Genomic DNA, 17,775 nt, shown 5'->3' on the forward strand with positions numbered 1-17,775 from the left:
GGTTCGCCGCCGCCCCGATGCGGGCCCCGGCCCCTCCCCCATCCGCATGGTGAGGCCCCCGCGATGGTGCGACATTGGGGGGAGACTGTCCGACGAGGGTCATCCTGGAGGGCCGATGGGGCGAGACGTCCCGGCGCTCGTGTTCACCCGCGAGGACCGCCGACGGTACCGGATCAAGATGCAGGAGTGCCTGGACGCGTTCGCGAAGATGTTGCGGGAGGAACGGTTCGAGTCCGAGCGTCCGCAGGTCGGTCTGGAGATCGAACTCAACCTGGTGGACGAGGACGCCGAGCCGGCCATGCGCAACAGTGCCGTGCTGGAGGCGATCTCCGACCCCGCCTGGGCCACCGAGCTGGGCCGGTTCAACCTGGAGATCAACGTGCCGCCGCGGCGGCTGACGGCGGGCGGTCCGGACGCCTGGGAGTCGGAGATCCGGGCCGCGCTGGACCACGCCGACGAGCGGGCCCGCTCGGTCGGCGCCCGGCTGATCACGGTCGGCATTCTGCCCACCCTGGAACAGAAGGACATCGGCGAGGAGACCCTGTCGGAGAACCCCCGCTACCGGCTGCTCAACGACCAGGTGTTCGCCGCCCGCGGCGAGGATCTGCGCATCGAGGTGGACGGCGTCGACCGGCTGCGCACCTACGCGGACAGCATCACCCCGGAGGCCGCCTGCACCAGCACCCAGTTCCACCTCCAGGTCTCCCCCGAGGAGTTCGCCGGCTACTGGAACGCGGCGCAGGCCATCGCCGGCATCCAGGTCGCGCTCGCGGCGAACGCGCCCTTCCTGTTCGGCAAGGAGCTGTGGCACGAGACCCGCATCCCGCTGTTCGAGCAGGCCACGGACACCCGCCCGCAGGAGATCAAGGTGCAGGGCGTACGGCCCCGGGTGTGGTTCGGGGAGCGGTGGATCAACAGCGTCTTCGACCTGTTCGAGGAGAACCTGCGCTACTTCCCGGCCCTGCTCCCCCTGTGTGACGAGCAGGACCCGGCGGAGACGCTGGACCGCGGCGACGTCCCCGAACTCGGCGAACTCACCCTGCACAACGGCACCATCTACCGCTGGAACCGGCCCGTGTACGCCGTCTCCCACGACCGTCCGCACATCCGCGTGGAGAACCGGGTGCTGCCCGCCGGGCCGACCGTCGCCGACACCCTCGCCAACGGCGCCTTCTACTACGGGCTCACCCGGGCGCTGGTGGAGGAGGACCGCCCGGTGTGGTCGCGGATGTCCTTCCAGGCCGCCGAGGACAATCTGCACACCGCCGCCCGGCACGGCATCGACGCGCTGCTGTACTGGCCGGGGGTGGGCGAGGTGACCGTCCCCGAACTGGTGCTGCGCCGACTGCTGCCGCTCGCCCACCGCGGCCTCGAACTCTCCGGGATGGACGAGGCGTGGCGGGAGCCGCTGCTCGGGATCATCGAGCAGCGCTGCGTGGCCGGCCGCAACGGGGCCGTGTGGCAGAAGGAGATGTTCCACCGCATCATTGACACCACGCACGCCGGCCGGCACGAGGCGCTGCGCCGGATGACCCAGCTGTACATCGACTACATGCACCTCAACGCCCCGGTGCACACCTGGCCCGTCGACTGAGCACCGGCGCCCCGGGCGCTCAGGTCAGGACGAGTACCAGCGGAACTCCCCGGCACGGCACCAGCCGCATCTCCTGGTGCGCCCCGATCCGCGCGCCGCCGAGCAGCAGTTCCGCGAAGTCGGGTCCCCTGGTGAGGGAACCGGCCAGATGCGCGGGATCCGCGGAGGCGGCCACCCGGCCGCGGGCGTTCACCAGATGGGCGGGGCGCGCGAGGTGCCGCAGCAGCGGGAGCACGGCCGCCTCGAAGTGCCGCAGATACACGTCCGCAGCGGCCACTCCGGCGAACTCACCCTGGACGTAGACCGGTTCGGAGAGGGTGAGGCTGTACTCGGCGGAACAGAGGTAGTCCACGTACGGGCCGGCGACGGCCCGCCGCCCGGTGTCGCGGGGCAGCGCGAACCAGTCCCAGTGGGTGTAGTCGGAGTACGCCGAGCGGCCGGGGTCGAGATCGGGCAGCAGGGGCCGTATGCCGCCGTCGGCACCGCGCTGCCACCACTCCAGCCAGGCGGGCACATCGGCGAGCAGTCCGGGCGCGGCGACGAAGCCGGCGCCGGAGACCAGCTCCACCTCGGTGAGGTGGCGGTGCAGGGCGGGGCGGAGGGCCGCGAGGTCGGCACCGGCCGGCCGGCGGCCCTCCGCGATCGCCCGGGTGAGCAGGGCGGCCGTGTCGGCGCGGGTCGCGGCGACCGCCTGGAAGACGGCCTCCAGCGCGCCGCCCACCCGCGCGGCCACCCACAGCTGCGTCTCCGTGCCGGGGGCGGCGAGCCCGGGGCTGACGCCCATGGTGTCCTCCAGCGGACGGTGACCGGACGCGGCGCGGTCAGAGGGCGAGGCGTACGGCGACGAGCCGCGCCGTCGACTCCCTGACGCACCGCTCGGCCAGCGGACCGGCCGTTTCGTGGGCCCCATCCTGCACGGAACGCAGCAGTGCGCGCTGCCGGTCCGCAACTTCTTCACGATATGCGGGGTCGGCCAGGACCAGGCAGAGCAGTGCGCCCACCTCCCCCTGGAGCGCGACCTGTTCACGGGTGAGGCGCGCGGACTGGGCGGCGGCGGCGAGTTCGACGTGGAAGCGGCCGTACAGCCGGCTGCGCGCTGGGGCGTCCGCTGCCTGGCCCAACGCGTCGGCGGTGCGCCTCAGTTGACGCAGGTCCTCGGGTTCGGTGCGCTGGGCGGCGAGCCGGGCGGCGGCTCCGGACAGGGCGGCCCAGTGGTCGCCGAGGTCGCGCAGTTCCTCGGTGCTCCAGCCGCGCAGCCGGGTTCGGAGCCGGTCCTCGGCGGGGGCGTCGGGCAGCGAGACGAAGCTGCCCCCGCCGCGGCCCCGGCGGGTGATGACCAGGCCCTGCTGGCGCAGCGCCATGAGCGCCTCCCGCAGGGTGACGGTGGAGACGCCGAGCCGGCCCGCGAGTTCCGTCTCGCCCGGCAGCTGTTCGCCGTCGGCGAGGAGGCCCAGTTCTATCGCGTCCCCGAGCCGGCGGACGACCGTGTCCACGCGGGCCCGGGTGTCCACCGGGCTGAAGACGGCACTGCGGGCACCGCCGTCCGCCTGGTCCTGCCTCACGGTCATCACCTCGTGCGTTGACTCAAGCTTTACCCCAACGGGCTCTTGAGTTGAGAACTATGACTTCATATGTTTGCCGTCAACGTACAGGGCGCCAGAAAGGTTCCCCCATGCAGGGAGTTGCGATCCGGCTGCAGGACCTGCGCAAGTCGTTCGGCGGGACGACCGCCGTGGCGGGGGTCGATCTGGAGATCAGGGACGGCGAGTTCTTCTCGATGCTCGGCCCGTCCGGCTCCGGGAAGACCACGGTGCTGCGGCTGGTCGCCGGGTTCGAGACGCCCGACGGGGGCCGGATCGAGCTGGCCGGGCAGGAGGTCACCGGGCTCGCCCCGTTCGAGCGGGACGTGCACACCGTCTTCCAGGACTACGCGCTCTTCCCGCACATGACGGTCGAGCAGAACGTGGCGTACGCGCTGAAGATCCGCAAGGTGCCGAAGGCACGGCGCCTGGCCCGGGCCCGTGAGGCGCTCGCCGAGGTGCGGCTGGAGGGCTACGGCGGGCGGCGGCCCGCCCAGCTGTCCGGCGGGCAGCGGCAGCGCGTCGCCCTCGCCCGCGCCCTCGTCGGCCGTCCCCGCGTCCTGCTGCTCGACGAGCCGCTCGGCGCCCTCGACCTCAAGCTGCGCGAGCAGATGCAGGTCGAACTCAAGGCGATCCAGCGGGAGGTGGGCATCACCTTCGTCTTCGTCACCCACGACCAGGAGGAGGCGCTGACGATGAGCGACCGGATCGCCGTCTTCGAGCAGGGCCGCATCGCCCAGGTCGGCACGCCCGCGGAGATCTACGAACGCCCGGCCACCCCCTTCGTCGCCTCGTTCGTCGGCACCTCCAACCTGCTGGACGGCGAGGTGGCCCACCGGATCGCCGGCGCCCCCGGCACCTACAACATCCGCCCGGAGAAGATCCGTGTCCTGAAGGAGTCCGCGGAGGCGGACGAACCGGAGCACACCACGGTCACCGGTACGGTCGCCGACGCCGTCTACCTCGGCGACGCCACCCGCTTCCTGGTCGACCTCGACGGCGGCGGCCGGCTCACCGCGGTGCAGCAGAACCTGGAGACCTCCGCCGAGGACGTCGCCGCCTACCGGGGCAGCCGGGTCCGCCTCCAGTGGCACCGCCGCCACGCCGTCCGCCTGCCCTCCTGACCCCCACCTCTTGGAGAAACGCCGTGCGTCTCACCCGAACCCTGCGCACCGCCGCCTGCGCCGGCGCCGCGCTGCTGCTCGCCGCCGCCTGCGACTCCTCCGGCTCGACCTCCTCCACCGGCCTCAACCCGCCCGACCTGAAGGCCCCCACGAAACTCGGCAAAACCGAGGGACAGGTGGATCTGATCGCCTGGGCCGGCTATGTCGAGGACGGCTCCAACGACCCCAAGGTGAACTGGGTCGGCGACTTCGAGAAGCAGACGGGTTGCCAGGTCCACTCCAAGGTCGCCGCCAGCTCGGACGAGATGGTCAAGCTGATGAAGACCGGCGACTACGACGCCGTCTCCGCCTCCGGCGACGCCTCCCTGCGCCTGATCGCCTCCGGTGACGCGGCCCCCGTCAACACCGATCTGGTGCCCAACTACAAGGATGTCTTCAGCGGTCTGAAGAACGGCGCCTGGAACTCCGTCGACGGAAAGATGTACGGCATCCCGCACGGCCGGGGCGCCAACCTGCTGATGTACAACACCCAGAAGGTACGGCCCGCGCCCACCTCCTGGTCGGCCGTCTTCGACCGGGCCTCGGCGTACAAGGGCCACGTCACGGCGTACGACTCGCCGATCTACATCGCCGACGCGGCCCTGTACCTGAAGGCCACCCGGCCGGAGTTGAAGATCAAGGACCCGTACGCGCTGGACCAGAAGCAGTTCGACGCGGCCGTGGCACTGCTGAAGCGGCAGAACGCCGACATCGGCGAGTACTGGGGCGACTACCTCAAGGAGGTCTCGGCCTTCAAGAGCGGTGACTCGGTCGTCGGCACCACCTGGCAGGTGATCGCCAACCTCGCCGCCTCCGAGGGCGCCAAGGTCAAGGCGCTGGTGCCGAAGGAGGGTTCGACCGGCTGGTCGGACACCTGGATGGTCTCCAGCAAGGCCAAGCACCCCAACTGCGCCTACAAATGGCTGAACTGGATCGTCTCGCCCAAGGTCAACGCCGAGGTCGCCGAGTACTTCGGGGAGGCGCCCGCCAACTCCAAGGCGTGCGCGCAGACCAAGGACCGCCGCTTCTGCTCGGTCTACCACGCGGCCGACGAGAACTACTGGAAGCGGATCGCCTTCTGGAACACGCCCATCGAGCAGTGCCTGGACGGCCGCACCGACGTGAAGTGCGTGCCGTACGCGAAGTGGGTGCAGGCATGGACCGAGATCAAGGGCTGAGCCGTGGCGAGTGAAGCGACGAGCGCCGCCCGGCCGGGCACCGTCCGCCGGCTCGCCGGGGCGCTGCACCGCCGGCCCCGGCTGCGGCTGACCCTGCTGCTCACCGCGCCGCTGCTGTGGCTGGCCGTGCTCTATCTCGGCTCGCTGGCGGTGCTGTTCGCCTCCGCCTTCTGGACCACCGACTCCTTCACCTCACAGGTGGTGAAGGTCTGGTCGGCGGACAACTTCCACCAGTTGGTGACGGTGCCGGTGTTCCGCGAGGTGATCGTGCGCAGTGTGGGCGTGGCGCTCGCGGTGACCGTGCTGTGCGCGCTGATCGCCTTCCCGGTCGCCTTCTACACCGCGCGCGTGGCCCCGCCGCGCCGGCGTCCGCTGCTGGTGGTGGCCATCCTCACCCCGCTGTGGGCGAGTTACCTGGTCAAGGTGTACGCCTGGCGGCTCATACTGTCCCAGGGCGGGCTCGCCGACTGGCTGCTCGCGCCGTTCGGGCTGAGCGGCCCCGGGTTCGGGCTGCCGGCCACGGTGCTCACCCTGACGTACCTGTGGCTGCCGTACATGATCCTGCCGATCCACACCGCGCTGGAGCAGCTGCCGGCGCAGCTGCTCGACGCGTCGGCGGACCTCGGTGCCCGGGCGGGGCGCACCTTCCGCTCGGTGGTGCTGCCGATGGTCCTGCCGTCGGTCGCCGCGGGTTCGGTGTTCACCTTCTCGCTGAGCCTCGGCGACTACATCACCGTGCAGATCGTCGGCGGCAAGACGCAGCTGATCGGCAATCTCGTGTACTCCAACATCGAGTTGAACCTGCCGATGGCCGCCGCGCTCGGCACGGTCCCGGTGGTGGTGATCGTGGTCTATCTGCTGGCGATCCGCCGTACGGGCGCCCTGAACAGTCTGTGACCGGTCCCCGGAGAGGATGAGCCACGTGCATCTCAGCCGCAGTGCCCGCGTCGCCCTGCGTATCGGCGCCGGGATCGGATTCGCGGTGATCTACGTCCCGTTGCTGCTGGTCCTCGTCAACTCCCTGAACCCGGACCGCAGCGCGAGCTGGCCGCCGCCGGGGCTGACCGGGCGCTGGTGGTCGGCGGCCGTGCACGACTCCGGTGCCCGGCACGCCCTGTGGGTGTCGGTGAAGGCGGGGCTCGGGGCCACGGCGATCGCGCTCGTCCTCGGCACGCTGATCGCGTTCGCCGTGGCCCGGCACCGCTTCTTCGGGCGCGGCACGGTGTCGTTCATAGTGGTGCTGCCGATCGCGCTGCCCGGCATCGTCACGGGCATCGCCCTCAACTCGGCCTTCGGTACGGTGCTCCGGCCGCTCGGCGTGGGGCTCGGGCTGTTCACGGTGATCGTCGGGCACGCCACGTTCTGCATCGTCGTGGTGTTCAACAACGTGGTGGCGCGGCTGCGGCGGACGACGACGTCGTACGAGGAGGCGGCCATGGACCTCGGCGCGCACACGTTCCGCGCCTTCCTGGACGTGACCTTCCCGCTGGTGCGTTCGGCGCTGCTCGCGGGCGCGCTGCTCTCCTTCGCGCTCTCCTTCGACGAGGTCGTGGTCACCACCTTCACCGCGGGGCCCGGCGTCGAGACGCTGCCCATCTGGATCTTCGGCAACATGACGCGGCCTCAGCAGGCGCCGGTGGTCAATGTGGTGGCCGCCGTGCTGGTACTGGTGTCGGTGGTGCCGATCTATCTCGCCCAGCGGCTGTCCGCCGACACGGCGGCGTCCAGCCGGGTGTGAGCCGGGCCCGGACACGCGCGGGCGAGGGCCGGTCCGGGCGTGCCGGGCGGGTTGGTGGAACCCTGCGGCCCATGACCAACCCTCCCAGCGTGAACAGCTATGTCGACCGGGTCACCGCGGGCCCCGGCGGGGCGATGACCGACGAGATCGGCGTGATCACCGGTGATCTCACCGTGGCGACGATCCTGCGGTCCGACGGCCGCAGTGCGCGCGTCGCCGTCCAGCACTTCGGCGGCGACACCTGGTACACCCTGACCGGCAGTCCGGCCCCCGTGCCCGCGGGGCAACTGGCCGCCTATCACCGGGACCTGCTGGGCCGCATCCGCCGAGGCGGCGGCACCCGCGCGACCTGATAGCACATCAAATACGGACACCGCGCTGTCGGTTGACTGATTCACGACAAGGCAAAAAGGCGACTCCCGTACCTTGACCGGAGTTTGGTCCAGACCAATCATGGCCTAGACCAATAGCCCCGGCCGGGCCCTACCGTGCGACACCCCCGCTCGATCGACTGTCGTTCGCTATCCGGGAGTACCCGATGACACGTCCGAGATCCGTACGCGCCCTGCTCACCGGCGTGGCCACCCTGGCCGCGTCGGCGGGGCTCGCCCTGGGGATCGGGGGCGCCGCGCAAGCGGCGACTCCGCTGCCCGCGCACGTCTTCGCGCCCTACTTCGAGGCCTACAACGGCGACAGCCCCGCCGCCCTCGCCCAGTCCTCCGGCGTCAAGTACCTGACCATGGCCTTCCTCCAGACGGAGAAGAAGGGCTCCTGCACGCCGTACTGGAACGGTGACACAAGCACCCCCGTCACCTCCTCCGTCTTCGGCTCCGACTTCACCACCATCCGCTCGCGCGGCGGCGACGTCATCCCCTCGCTCGGCGGGTACGCGGCCGACAACGGCGGCACGGAGATCGCCGACAGCTGCACCAGCGTCGACTCCATCGCCGCCGCCTACGAGAAGATCATCACCACCTACGACGTCTCCCGCCTGGACATGGACGTCGAGGACAACTCGCTGACCAACCAGGCCGGCATCGACCGCCGCAACCAGGCGATCAAGAAGGTGCAGGACTGGGCCGCCGCCAACGGGCGCTCGGTGCAGTTCTCCTACACCCTGCCGACCACGACGACCGGCCTCGCCGACAGCGGACTCGCCGTGCTGCGCAGCGCCAAGAACGCGGGCGCCAAGGTCGACGTCGTCAACCTCATGACGTTCGACTACTACGACGGTGCCACCCACCACATGGCCACCGACACCCAGACGGCCGCGACCGGGCTGCACAACCAGCTGGCCTCGCTCTACCCGAACCTGTCGGACAGCCAGCTGTGGAACATGATCGGCGTCACCGAGATGCCCGGCATCGACGACTACGGGCCGGCCGAGACCTTCACCACCGACGACGCCACCGCGGTGTACAACTGGGCCGTGTCCAAGGGGCTGAACACCCTCTCCTTCTGGGCCCTCCAGCGTGACAACGGCGGCTGCCCCGGCACCGGCGGCTCCGACAGCTGCTCCGGCATCAGCCAGGACACCTGGTACTTCTCGCACACCTTCGCGCCGTTCTCGGGCGGCACGACCACCCCGCCGGCCAACGACTTCTCGGTCTCCCTCTCCCCCGCCACCGCCTCGGTCGACCCCGGCGGCTCCACGACGGCGTCCGTGAAGACCTCGGTGACCTCGGGCAGCGCCCAGTCCGTCGACCTGGCCGTCAGCGGCGCGCCGAGCGGGGTGACGGCGACCCTCAGCCCGACCTCGGTCACCGCCGGTGCCGGCTCCACGCTCACCGTGAAGACGGCCGCCTCCACCGCGCCGGGCAGCTACCAGCTGACCGTCACCGGCACCGCGGGCTCGACCAAGCACAGCTCCACCTTCAACCTGACCGTGAACGGGACCGGCGGCGGCACCCCCACGGCCCTGGCCAACGGTGACTTCGAGAGCGGTTCGCTGACGCCCTGGACCTGCGACAGCGGTGCCACGGTGGTCTCCTCCCCGGTGCACGGCGGCAGCCACGCCCTGAAGACCGACGCGACCTCCTCGTCGACCGGCCAGTGCGCCCAGACCCTCACCCTCAAGCCGAACACGTCGTACACGCTGCAGGGCTGGGTGCAGGGCTCGTACGCCTACCTCGGCGTGAGCGGCGGCGCGACGGCCAGCACCTGGACCTCGTCCTCGTCCTGGCAGAAGCTGACGGTGCCGTTCACCACCGGCTCCTCCGGCACGGTCACCGTGTACGTGCACGGCTGGTACGGCCAGGGCACCGTCTACGCCGACGACCTCGCCCTCTCCTGACCCGTCCCCGCGGCCGAGCCCACCCGGTGTGACCGAACCGGGTGGGCTCGGCCGTCGCGGAGCGGCTCGTGCGGCGGCCGTCCCGTCCGCTTCCGTAGGCTGAAGGGGCCCGAGGCCCCTTCGGTGCAGGCGGGAGGCAGGGTCGTGATCGAACTGGCCGCGGCGTTCGCCGTGGCGGGCGCGGCGAGCAACGCCGTCGGCACCGCGTTCCAGCGCAAGGCCGCCGCCGCGAGCAGCCACGGCGGGATCCGGCTGCTCGCCGAACTGGTGCGCCGGCCCTTCTGGGTGCTGGGCATGATCGGCGTGGTCGGCGCGGCCCTGTTCCAGAGCCTGGCCCTGGTCAACGGCCCGCTGGCGCTGGTCCAGCCGCTGTTCATCCTCGAACTGCCCTTCGCGCTGCTGGTCGCCGCCCCGCTGATGCACCGGCGGCTGCCGCACTGGGGCTGGTGGGGCGTGGCGGGCTGTGTGCTGGGCCTGGCGATGCTGCTGGTCGCGGCCGCGCCGCACGGAGCGCTCGACCAGGCCCCGCTCAGCCGGTGGATCCCGGCGCTGTCCCTGTGCGTCGGCGCCATGGCGGGCTGTGTGCTGCTGGCCGCTCCCGGGCGCCCGGCGGCCCGGCGCGCCGCACTGCTGGCGGCCGCCTCCGCCACCGGCAACGCGCTGACGGCCGCGCTGCTGAAGTCGGCCTCGGGCACGTTCGCCGACGAGGGCTTCCTGGCGTTCCTGCGTTCTTGGCAGACGTACGGTTTCGCGCTCGCCGGGGTGGCCGCGGTGCTGCTGCTGGAGAACGCGCTCCAGGCGGGCCCGCTGGTCGCGGCCCAGCCGGCGCTGACCATCGGCGACGCGATGGTGAGCCTGGTGCTGGGCATCGCCCTGCTCCAGGAGCAGGTGCGCACGGGCTGGTGGCTGGTGCCGGAGGCGTGCGGGGCGCTGCTGATCGTGGCGGGCGTGCTGGTGCTGAGCCGGGCCGTGCAGCACATCACGGTCGTCCCCGATGCCACGGCGGAGGGCGAGGAGGCCGCCGGGTGACCGGGGCGGGGCCGCGCGCCGGGTCAGCTGGGGCGCACCAGCCGTATGTCGTCCACGCCGAGCAGTCCGAGCAGGGGCACCTTGGCGACGCGCTGTCCGGGGTCGACGACCAGCCCGGCGTCCCTGATCAGGTCGAGGAGCAGCTCGGCGAGCGGCATGACCATGTGCCGGCCCCAGCAGCGCTCCGACGAGTGGCCGAAGGGCAGATAGCCGGGCGTGGCCTCGGGGTCCAGGTGGTCCCAGCGTTCGGGGCGGAAGGTGTCGGGGTCGTCCCACAGGGCCGGGTCGCGGTGGGAGAGGAGGGGCAGCAGCAGGACGTCGTCCCCGGTGCCGATCCGGTCGTCGATCGCCGGGTACTCGGGGGAGGCGTTGCGCAGCAGGTTCCAGGAGGGCGGCAGCAGGCGCAGCGACTCCAGGATGATGTTGCGGTTCGGGGTGCCCTCGGCGAAGGGCGAGCCCAGCCAGAGCGCGTTGGCCACCAGGGTGGAGACGGTGAAGCAGACCGGTGCGGCGGCCCTGCGGTACATGCCCATCGCGTACCGGCGTTCCTGGTAGCCCTCGGCCCGCGCGGTGCGCTCGGCGAGCCCGGTGAGCCGGTCGCCGGGGCGGGGCCAGCCGGGCAGGGCGGCGCCGACCGCGATGACCGACCAGGTCAGCTTGGGGGTGAGTTCGAGGGTGCGGCTCATCAGCATGCGCAGCCGCCGGGGATCCCGGCCGAGGATGAGGTCGCGCAGGAAGAGGTGGCCGGTCAGCGGCCAGGAGCCGGTGAGGTCGACGTTCCCGGGCACCGGTCCGGCCAGGGCCTCGCGCACGTCGTTGCCGATGGTGCGGGTGATCTGGGAGGCCTCGGCGCGGGTGATGGACCGGCCCTGGAGCGGCTTGAAGGTGGGGCGCTCGGTCTCGGTCGCCCGGCGCGCGGCGAGGATGCGGTCGGCGACCTCCGGTCCGGCGACGCCGATGGTGTCGGGTTCCAGCCGGAAGAGGTCCTGGCCCAGGTGGTCGCGGATGAGCGCGGCGAGCCGCGGGTGGAGCACGGTGGTGCGCGTAAGCGCTGCGGACGACGGCGACGGCGGCATGGCTGGCGCTCCGATGCGACGAAACGGGGGCGAGGGGAGACCGCGCGGCGGTGGGACAGCGCTGCCCGGCCGGCTCGTCACCGAGCACGGCCGGACAACGATGTCAAGCACGGTACGTGACTGCGAGGCGCCGTCAGTACCAGATGTACCAGGCGCTCGCCTTGAGGCTCTTGCCGGCCGCGACCTTGTTGCGGATGGAGAAGAGAAGCTTCATCTCTGCACCTCCTTTCGGGATGGGCGGGTGACGCGCGTCCTCCCGGGGCGGGCCCATGAAGATCACGTGTCGGCGACTCCCGGAAACTTCCCTCACCCATCCACCGAATAATCCCGGCCGGACGCAACGAACGTGCCAGGTAGCCACTTTCGGTCATTCTTCTGTCAGTGGCGATCCGACTTGACTGGATATCGCAACAAGAGAGCGCCACCCCGGTCGGCAACCCTTCGGCACTGATCGCAGGCCGTGCCGATCGTTCGAATGCCGGACGGCGTGACAGCGAGAGCGGACGTGCGACGGCATGCCGCCGCGCGGTTCACCGTCGACAGAATGGCCGGATGTGTACATGCCGAGCAGGCACGCGACTGCACCCATTCATCTTCTGACGCCCTTTTACACACCACGCCGCACCAAATACCCCGGTTCATAGGCTTATCGTCCTTATCGTGCGAGGTGTCGTTCACGACGATCTAGGAGGCGATGGCGTGACGGCACAGGGAATCAGCCGCCGGAGCATGGCGCGCCTCGGCGTCGGCGCCGGTCTCGGCATGGCCGTCGGCGCGCTCGGCGGATGCAGCCGGGACGGCTGGTTCGGCTCGTCGGGGCCCGGCGGGCAGCGGCAGGCGCCCCGGCTGATCGGCGACGGCTCGACGTCGTACACCGGGCGTCAGCCGAACCAGCCGGAAGCGCCCGCCCCGCTCGAACCCGGCGAGACGCCACCGCAGTTCGTGGTGTTCTCCTGGGACGGCGCGGGCGAACTCGGCACCGGGCTCTTCCCGCGCTTCCTGGAACTGGCCCGCGCCCACGACGCCCGGATGACCTTCTTCCTGTCCGGCCTGTACCTGCTGCCGGAGGACAAGAAGCGGCTGTACCGGCCGCCGAACAACCCGGTCGGCGCCTCCGACATCGGCTACCTCACCGACGAGCACGTCCGGCAGACCCTGAAGTACGTCCGCCAGGCGTGGCTCGACGGGCACGAGATCGGCACGCACTTCAACGGGCACTTCTGCGAGGGCTCCGGATCGGTGGCCGACTGGACCCCGGCCCAGTGGCGCTCGGAGATCGAGCAGGCCCGGTCGTTCGTCAAGTCCTGGCGCACGAACACCGGTTGGCGCGACGAGCCGCCACTGCCCTTCGACTACGACAAGGAACTCGTGGGCGGCCGCACCCCCTGCCTGCTCGGCCAGGAGAACCTGCTGCCCGCCGCGCGCGAACTGGGCTGGCGGTACGACGCCTCGTCGCCGGGCGGGGTGCAGCGCTGGCCGCGCAGACGGAACGGGCTGTGGGACCTGCCGCTCCAGAGCATCCCGTTCCCCGGGCGCGGCTTCGAGGTGCTGTCCATGGACTGGAACATGCTCGCCAACCAGTCGCAGAACTCGACGCGCGCGCCCTCGTACAACTACCCCTACTGGCGCGCCCAGACGTCCCAGGCGTACATGGCGGGCTTCGACCGGGCGTACGAGACGAACCGGGCGCCGCTGTTCATCGGCAACCACTTCGAGCAGTGGAACGGCGGCATCTACATGGACGCGGTCGAGGAGGCGCTGCGGCAGATCGCCGGCCGGCCGGAGGTCCGGCTGGTCTCCTTCCGGCAGTTCACCGACTGGCTCGACGTCCAGGACCCGGCGATCCTCGCGCTGCTGCGCACCCTGGAGGTCGGCGAGAAGCCGGCGGGCGGCTGGAGTTCGTTCCTGCGCCCGCCCAAGCGGGGCTGAGCGGGCGTCACTTCACCGGACGGCGGGCGTACACCTCGATCTCGATCTTCATCCGCGGGTCGGCGAGGCCGCACTCCATCATGGTGGCGGCCGGGCGGATCTCGCCGAAGCAGGCGCGCAGCACCGGCCAGCAGGGCTCGAAGTCCGCACGGTCGGGCAGCAGATAGCGCACCCGCACCACGTCGGCGAAGCCGCACTCCGCCTCGGCCAGCGCCGCCCCGATGTTGCGCAGGCACTGCTCGGCCTGTTCCACCACGTCGTCCGGGATCGTCATGGTGGTGTAGTCGAACCCGGTGGTCCCGGACACATGCACCCAGTCGCCGTCGACCACGGCCCGGGCGTAGCCGATCTGCTCCTCGAAGGCCGAACCACCGAGGATCGCGCGTCGCTCCGTCATGGGCGGAACGCTAGGCGGACGGACACCGCCGCGTCCAGCCGCGCTCAGCCGGGCGCGGTCATGCGCTGGGTGCCGACGACCGCCAGCAGCCGCAGGGCCTGCTCGGAGGACGAGCCGGGAACGGCGGTGTAGATGACGACCTGCTGGTCGCGGTCGGTCAGTTCCAGCGCGTCGCAGGCGACGGTGACCGGTCCGACCAGCGGGTGCCGGAAGGTCTTGCTCAGCGTCGGCTCGGCGTCCACCTCGTGGGAGGCCCACAGCCGGGCGAACTCCTCGCTGCCGCAGCGCAGTTCCCGGATCAGACCGGACACCTCGGGGTCGTCCGGGTAGCGGGCGGCGGCACCGCGCAGACGGCGCACCGCGTGCCGTGTGAAGGCGGCGGCGTCGGACACCCCGTACAGGCTCGGGCCCTCGTCGTGCGGTCCGAGGAAGGCCCGGCGCGCCAGATTGCGGTCGCGGCGCGACAGGGCCGAGAAGTCCTCCATGAGGGCGGCGGCCAGGTCGTTCCAGGCGAGCACCTCCAGGGTGGCCGAGGTGACGAAGGCGGCGGATCCCGGCAGCCGGTGCACCAGGTCGAGGATGCTCTGCCGCACCTCGCGCGGGGGTCCGGGCGCGGCGCTCGGCGGGGCGCCCGCCAGCTCGTGCAGATGGCCGCGTTCGGCGTCGGTCAGCCGCAGGGCCCGGGCCAGCCCGGACAGCACCTCGCGCGAGGGGCGCGGGCCGCGGGCCTGTTCGAGGCGGGTGTAGTACTCGGCCGAGATGAACGCCAGCGCCGCCACCTCCTCGCGCCGCAGCCCCGGTGTGCGGCGGCGCGGTCCGACGGGCAGACCGACGTCGGCCGGTCCGATCCGCTCGCGCCTGCTGCGCAGGAAGGCGCCCAGTTCCACTCTGTCCACCCCGCCAGTGTGCCGCTGCCGCGGGCGGCCGATCCAGGTACACCTGGTACCTGGATCGGCCCCGCCGCCGGGCACAGGCTGTTCTCCATGAACAACACACAGGAAACCGCCGCATATCGGACCGCCCCGGCCGGGCTGCTGGCCGGGAAGGTCGCCTTCGTCACCGGGGCCGGGCGGGGCATCGGAGCCGCGGCGGCGCGGCTGTTCGCCCGGGAGGGCGCCAGGGTGCTGCTCGCGGCCCGGACGGAGGACCAGCTCAAGGCGGTGAGCGAGGAGATCCGGGCGGCGGGCGGCACCGCGGACCACGTGGTGTGCGACCTGGTGGACGCGGCGAGCGTGCGTGCCGCCGTGGACCGCGTCGTGGACCGGTACGGCCGTCTCGACATCGCCTTCAACAACGGTGCGACGATCCAGCGCCCCGGCCCCATGGACGGGATCCCGGAGGACGACTTCGACCAGGTCTACGCGGTGAACCTGAAGGGCGTCTGGCTGGCCATGGCCGCCGAGGTCGCGGCCATCCGGGCCACCGCCAAGACCGGCGCCATCGTCAACAACTCGTCGGTGGGCAGCCTGCGGGCCAACGCCGAACTGCCCGTCTACGGCGCGATGAAGCGGGCGGTCAACAGCCTGACCGCGTCGGCCGCCGCGACGTACGGCCCGGAGGGCATCCGCGTGAACGCCATCGCACCGGGCTTCACGCTGACGGAGATGACCCGGGCCTGGGAGGCGGATTCGCCGGGGATCCGGGAGCGGATCACGGCGGGGAGCCCGCTGCGCCGGGCGGCCGCCCCCGAGGAGGTGGCCGAGGCGGCGGCGTGGCTGCTGAGCGACCGGTCCTCCTTCGTGACCGGCACGGTGCTGCGGGTCGACGGCGGCGCCCTGGCCTGAACCGCGTCCGGGCCAGGGCGGCCGGCTGCCGCGTCAGCCGAGGCCGAGGGCGCTCATGGTGCGCTCGGCCATGCGCTGCTCACCGAGCGCGTTGGGGTGGACGGGCACGATGTTCGTCCCCAACAGCAGCGGCTCGATCCACCGGGTGCCCGCGGGCCGGCACGCGTCGTGCCCGTCGGACGCCTGGGAGAAGTCCACGAAGGTGGCCCCGGTCTCGGTGGCGGCGCGCTGGACGACGGAGTTGAGGTGGGCCTGGAGCGCGCGCAGGTACGGCACGTCCCCGGAGGCGATCGGCAGCTTGACGAAGCACGACGGGTCGGCGGTGGCCGGCACGATCCACGGGTAACCCAGCACCGCCACCCGGGCGTCGGGCGCCTTGGCCTTGACGGCCAGCAGCGCGCTCTTCAGCGCCGGGTAGGTGTTGGCGTCGATCGCGTCGTCGAAGGAACTGCCGTACTTGTCCTTGCAGGGGCTGCCCTGTCCGGCGCTGAGCACACCCGCGGTGCCGCAGTCCACGATGGCGTTGAGGAAGGTGCTGTTGTCGTTGCCGCCGATGGTCAGGGTGACCAGGTCGGTGCTGGAGTTCACCGCGTCCACCTGCGGCGCGACACCGGGGTACTGGGACTGGGTGAAGTCCTTGGTCTGCGCGCCGCCACAGGTGACGTCCGTCAGCCGGGCGCCCGTTGCGGCGGCGATGACGTGCGGATAGTTCACGGTCGACCGCATACAGAGCAGATTGCTCGCGTCGACGGGCAGCACGCCCGAGCCGGCGCTGTAACTGTCCCCCAGAGCCGCGTAGTCGAGGGACGTCGAGGCCTGGGCGGGGGCGGCGGTGAGGCCGAGGGCCAGGGCGCCGGCGAGGGCGGACGCCGCGGCGACGACACGGCGCAGAGCAGGTCTGATCATGGGGCGTGCTCCCTCTTCTCTGGTGCCGCCCGGGTGGGGAACCCGGCGCGGCGGACAGGGCGGAACCCGAAGCGGGCTGGTGCGCGAGGACGCGGCGGCTCGCAGCGGTGGGGGTGGGTCGGCCGTCGAAGCGTGGGCGAACGGGGGGTTACCGCTAGGTAATGTGGAGTCACCCGGACGGCGAGTCAACCTTATTGACAGAAATTCTTGAAACGCCCACACGACACGGCCGGCAACTCACCCGTTCGGCAAGGGATGTCGACACCCCCGGCTCGGTGGTGGACTGCCGTGGCGTCCGGCGGTGGAATCGGGTCATGACAGACAAGACGCACACCGCTGCTCCGGGGAGCGCCGCCGGTCCCGCCGTCTCGGTGGTCGGGCCGGGCGAGGGCGAGACGATCACGCTGGGCACCATCCGGCTGCGCATCCTGGAGGACGGCAGCACCACCGGGCATCGGCTCGGACTCGCCGAGACCACCCTCGCGCCGCACTGCGAGGGACCGCCCCAGCACCGGCACGCCCAGCACGACGAGGGTTTCTACGTCGTCTCCGGCACCGTGCGCTTCACGGTCGGCGACCGCACGCACGACGCGGGCGCGGGCACGCTCGTGATGGTCCCGCCCGGCGCCCCGCACACCTTCGCCAACCCGACCGCCGAACCGGCCGTGATGGTCAGCACGTTCACCCCCGATCTGTACGTGCAGTACTTCCGGGACCTGCGGGACATGATCGCCGCCGGCCAGGAGCCCACCCCCGAGGCGGACGCCCGGGTGATGCGCCGTTACGGCACCGAGCCCGTCACCGGGGCCGCCCGGGAACAGGGCGACGAATAGGGCTTGTCCACGCCGCCGGGTGGTGGCAAGATCCCTTCAGCTCGAACAGCGGTACCCCACACATCACTTCTCCACGAAGGACTGAGGTCCATGGTCACGGCGTCCCGCAGCGGCCGCCGTCGGCACTGAGCCCTGCCCGCACGGCAGCGCGCTCCCGTGTCGTTCGCCTCTTCTCACGGCGGCCCGACAACGCGGTGTCCCGCACACCGCCGCCTCGCTCACCGAGGCGTTCACCCGTCTGTCCGGCCACCCGGACCCCCGCGGCCCCGATCCGC

Annotated in this window: 18 protein-coding genes; 11 read left to right on the top strand and 7 right to left on the bottom strand. The window is 71.6% G+C overall.

Features of this window, described 5'->3' with window-relative positions:
- Window positions 1-115 precede the first annotated feature (115 nt).
- The gene (locus BLW85_RS03695; protein WP_070024963.1) at window positions 116-1,594 is read left to right on the top strand and encodes a glutamate-cysteine ligase family protein; all 1,479 of its coding nucleotides are present in this window, start codon (window positions 116-118) and stop codon (window positions 1,592-1,594) included.
- A 19-nt stretch (window positions 1,595-1,613) separates the two neighbouring features.
- Here the strand turns inward: BLW85_RS03695 and BLW85_RS03700 are convergent, their stop codons facing one another.
- Together BLW85_RS03700 and BLW85_RS03705 are read right to left on the bottom strand one after the other, a co-directional pair.
- Window positions 1,614-2,378 carry a cache domain-containing protein gene (locus tag BLW85_RS03700; RefSeq protein ID WP_074990609.1) on the bottom strand — a complete coding sequence of 255 codons (765 nt, stop codon included), beginning with the start codon at window positions 2,376-2,378 and terminating at the stop codon, window positions 1,614-1,616.
- Window positions 2,379-2,415: 37 nt separating this feature from the next.
- Window positions 2,416-3,156, bottom strand: a complete 741-nt coding sequence (locus BLW85_RS03705; protein ID WP_070025093.1) for a FadR/GntR family transcriptional regulator — start codon at window positions 3,154-3,156, stop codon at window positions 2,416-2,418.
- Between the two features lie 110 nt (window positions 3,157-3,266).
- On the opposite strand from BLW85_RS03705, the gene BLW85_RS03710 reads away from it, so the two are divergent.
- From BLW85_RS03710 to BLW85_RS03740, 7 genes are all read left to right on the top strand, one after another.
- The gene (locus BLW85_RS03710) at window positions 3,267-4,298 is read left to right on the top strand and encodes an ABC transporter ATP-binding protein (RefSeq protein ID WP_070024961.1); all 1,032 of its coding nucleotides are present in this window, start codon (window positions 3,267-3,269) and stop codon (window positions 4,296-4,298) included.
- Between the two features lie 23 nt (window positions 4,299-4,321).
- Window positions 4,322-5,515 (top strand): ABC transporter substrate-binding protein, encoded by a 1,194-nt coding sequence (locus BLW85_RS03715; RefSeq protein ID WP_074990611.1) that lies wholly within the window; start codon window positions 4,322-4,324, stop codon window positions 5,513-5,515.
- A gap of 3 nt (window positions 5,516-5,518) precedes the next feature.
- Complete coding sequence (locus tag BLW85_RS03720) at window positions 5,519-6,412, top strand: ABC transporter permease (protein ID WP_074990614.1); 894 nt, start codon at window positions 5,519-5,521, stop codon at window positions 6,410-6,412.
- A 25-nt stretch (window positions 6,413-6,437) separates the two neighbouring features.
- A complete protein-coding gene (locus BLW85_RS03725; RefSeq protein WP_074990616.1) occupies window positions 6,438-7,253 on the top strand; it encodes an ABC transporter permease in 816 nt (271 codons plus the stop codon).
- A gap of 71 nt (window positions 7,254-7,324) precedes the next feature.
- Window positions 7,325-7,606: a hypothetical protein gene (locus BLW85_RS03730; RefSeq protein ID WP_070024955.1), complete on the top strand. Its 282-nt coding sequence runs from the start codon at window positions 7,325-7,327 to the stop codon at window positions 7,604-7,606.
- A gap of 185 nt (window positions 7,607-7,791) precedes the next feature.
- Window positions 7,792-9,546, top strand: a complete 1,755-nt coding sequence (locus BLW85_RS03735; RefSeq protein ID WP_074990618.1) for a carbohydrate binding domain-containing protein — start codon at window positions 7,792-7,794, stop codon at window positions 9,544-9,546.
- A 144-nt stretch (window positions 9,547-9,690) separates the two neighbouring features.
- Window positions 9,691-10,575: a DMT family transporter gene (locus BLW85_RS03740; protein ID WP_070024951.1), complete on the top strand. Its 885-nt coding sequence runs from the start codon at window positions 9,691-9,693 to the stop codon at window positions 10,573-10,575.
- A gap of 23 nt (window positions 10,576-10,598) precedes the next feature.
- Here BLW85_RS03740 and BLW85_RS03745 read toward each other — a convergent pair whose 3' ends face one another.
- Both BLW85_RS03745 and BLW85_RS39190 read right to left on the bottom strand, forming a co-directional pair.
- The gene (locus BLW85_RS03745; RefSeq protein ID WP_074990620.1) at window positions 10,599-11,651 is read right to left on the bottom strand and encodes a cytochrome P450; all 1,053 of its coding nucleotides are present in this window, start codon (window positions 11,649-11,651) and stop codon (window positions 10,599-10,601) included.
- 133 nt (window positions 11,652-11,784) lie between these two features.
- Entirely contained in the window at window positions 11,785-11,922 is a 138-nt protein-coding gene (locus BLW85_RS39190) for a tryptorubin family RiPP precursor (RefSeq protein WP_239697892.1), read from the bottom strand.
- A gap of 458 nt (window positions 11,923-12,380) precedes the next feature.
- Between BLW85_RS39190 and BLW85_RS03750 the strand changes: the two genes are divergently transcribed.
- Window positions 12,381-13,580 carry a polysaccharide deacetylase family protein gene (locus BLW85_RS03750; RefSeq protein ID WP_074990623.1) on the top strand — a complete coding sequence of 400 codons (1,200 nt, stop codon included), beginning with the start codon at window positions 12,381-12,383 and terminating at the stop codon, window positions 13,578-13,580.
- Window positions 13,581-13,587: 7 nt separating this feature from the next.
- Here BLW85_RS03750 and BLW85_RS03755 read toward each other — a convergent pair whose 3' ends face one another.
- Both BLW85_RS03755 and BLW85_RS03760 read right to left on the bottom strand, forming a co-directional pair.
- Window positions 13,588-13,977 carry a RidA family protein gene (locus BLW85_RS03755; protein WP_074990625.1) on the bottom strand — a complete coding sequence of 130 codons (390 nt, stop codon included), beginning with the start codon at window positions 13,975-13,977 and terminating at the stop codon, window positions 13,588-13,590.
- 44 nt (window positions 13,978-14,021) lie between these two features.
- Window positions 14,022-14,873 (bottom strand): helix-turn-helix transcriptional regulator, encoded by an 852-nt coding sequence (locus tag BLW85_RS03760; RefSeq protein WP_070024944.1) that lies wholly within the window; start codon window positions 14,871-14,873, stop codon window positions 14,022-14,024.
- 87 nt (window positions 14,874-14,960) lie between these two features.
- Between BLW85_RS03760 and BLW85_RS03765 the strand changes: the two genes are divergently transcribed.
- Window positions 14,961-15,761 (top strand): SDR family NAD(P)-dependent oxidoreductase, encoded by an 801-nt coding sequence (locus BLW85_RS03765; RefSeq protein WP_070024942.1) that lies wholly within the window; start codon window positions 14,961-14,963, stop codon window positions 15,759-15,761.
- 33 nt (window positions 15,762-15,794) lie between these two features.
- On the opposite strand, the gene BLW85_RS03770 is transcribed toward BLW85_RS03765, so the two are convergent.
- A complete protein-coding gene (locus tag BLW85_RS03770; RefSeq protein ID WP_074990628.1) occupies window positions 15,795-16,667 on the bottom strand; it encodes an SGNH/GDSL hydrolase family protein in 873 nt (290 codons plus the stop codon).
- A 314-nt stretch (window positions 16,668-16,981) separates the two neighbouring features.
- Between BLW85_RS03770 and BLW85_RS03775 the strand changes: the two genes are divergently transcribed.
- A complete protein-coding gene (locus BLW85_RS03775) occupies window positions 16,982-17,500 on the top strand; it encodes a cupin domain-containing protein (RefSeq protein WP_074990631.1) in 519 nt (172 codons plus the stop codon).
- Window positions 17,501-17,775: the final 275 nt, after the last annotated feature.

It is taken from the genome of Streptomyces misionensis, from assembly GCF_900104815.1.
In the GTDB taxonomy this organism is placed as follows: domain Bacteria; phylum Actinomycetota; class Actinomycetes; order Streptomycetales; family Streptomycetaceae; genus Streptomyces; species Streptomyces misionensis.

Coding starts and splice junctions, on each gene's coding strand:
- BLW85_RS03695 (WP_070024963.1), top strand. CDS start 116: ATGGGGCGAGACGTCCCGGCGCTCGTGTTCACCCGCGAGGACCGCCGA.
- BLW85_RS03700 (WP_074990609.1), bottom strand. CDS start 2,378: ATGGGCGTCAGCCCCGGGCTCGCCGCCCCCGGCACGGAGACGCAGCTG.
- BLW85_RS03710 (WP_070024961.1), top strand. CDS start 3,267: ATGCAGGGAGTTGCGATCCGGCTGCAGGACCTGCGCAAGTCGTTCGGC.
- BLW85_RS03730 (WP_070024955.1), top strand. CDS start 7,325: ATGACCAACCCTCCCAGCGTGAACAGCTATGTCGACCGGGTCACCGCG.
- BLW85_RS03735 (WP_074990618.1), top strand. CDS start 7,792: ATGACACGTCCGAGATCCGTACGCGCCCTGCTCACCGGCGTGGCCACC.
- BLW85_RS03745 (WP_074990620.1), bottom strand. CDS start 11,651: ATGCCGCCGTCGCCGTCGTCCGCAGCGCTTACGCGCACCACCGTGCTC.
- BLW85_RS39190 (WP_239697892.1), bottom strand. CDS start 11,922: ATGGGCCCGCCCCGGGAGGACGCGCGTCACCCGCCCATCCCGAAAGGA.
- BLW85_RS03750 (WP_074990623.1), top strand. CDS start 12,381: ATGGCGCGCCTCGGCGTCGGCGCCGGTCTCGGCATGGCCGTCGGCGCG.
- BLW85_RS03755 (WP_074990625.1), bottom strand. CDS start 13,977: ATGACGGAGCGACGCGCGATCCTCGGTGGTTCGGCCTTCGAGGAGCAG.
- BLW85_RS03765 (WP_070024942.1), top strand. CDS start 14,961: ATGAACAACACACAGGAAACCGCCGCATATCGGACCGCCCCGGCCGGG.
- BLW85_RS03770 (WP_074990628.1), bottom strand. CDS start 16,667: ATGATCAGACCTGCTCTGCGCCGTGTCGTCGCCGCGGCGTCCGCCCTC.
- BLW85_RS03775 (WP_074990631.1), top strand. CDS start 16,982: ATGACAGACAAGACGCACACCGCTGCTCCGGGGAGCGCCGCCGGTCCC.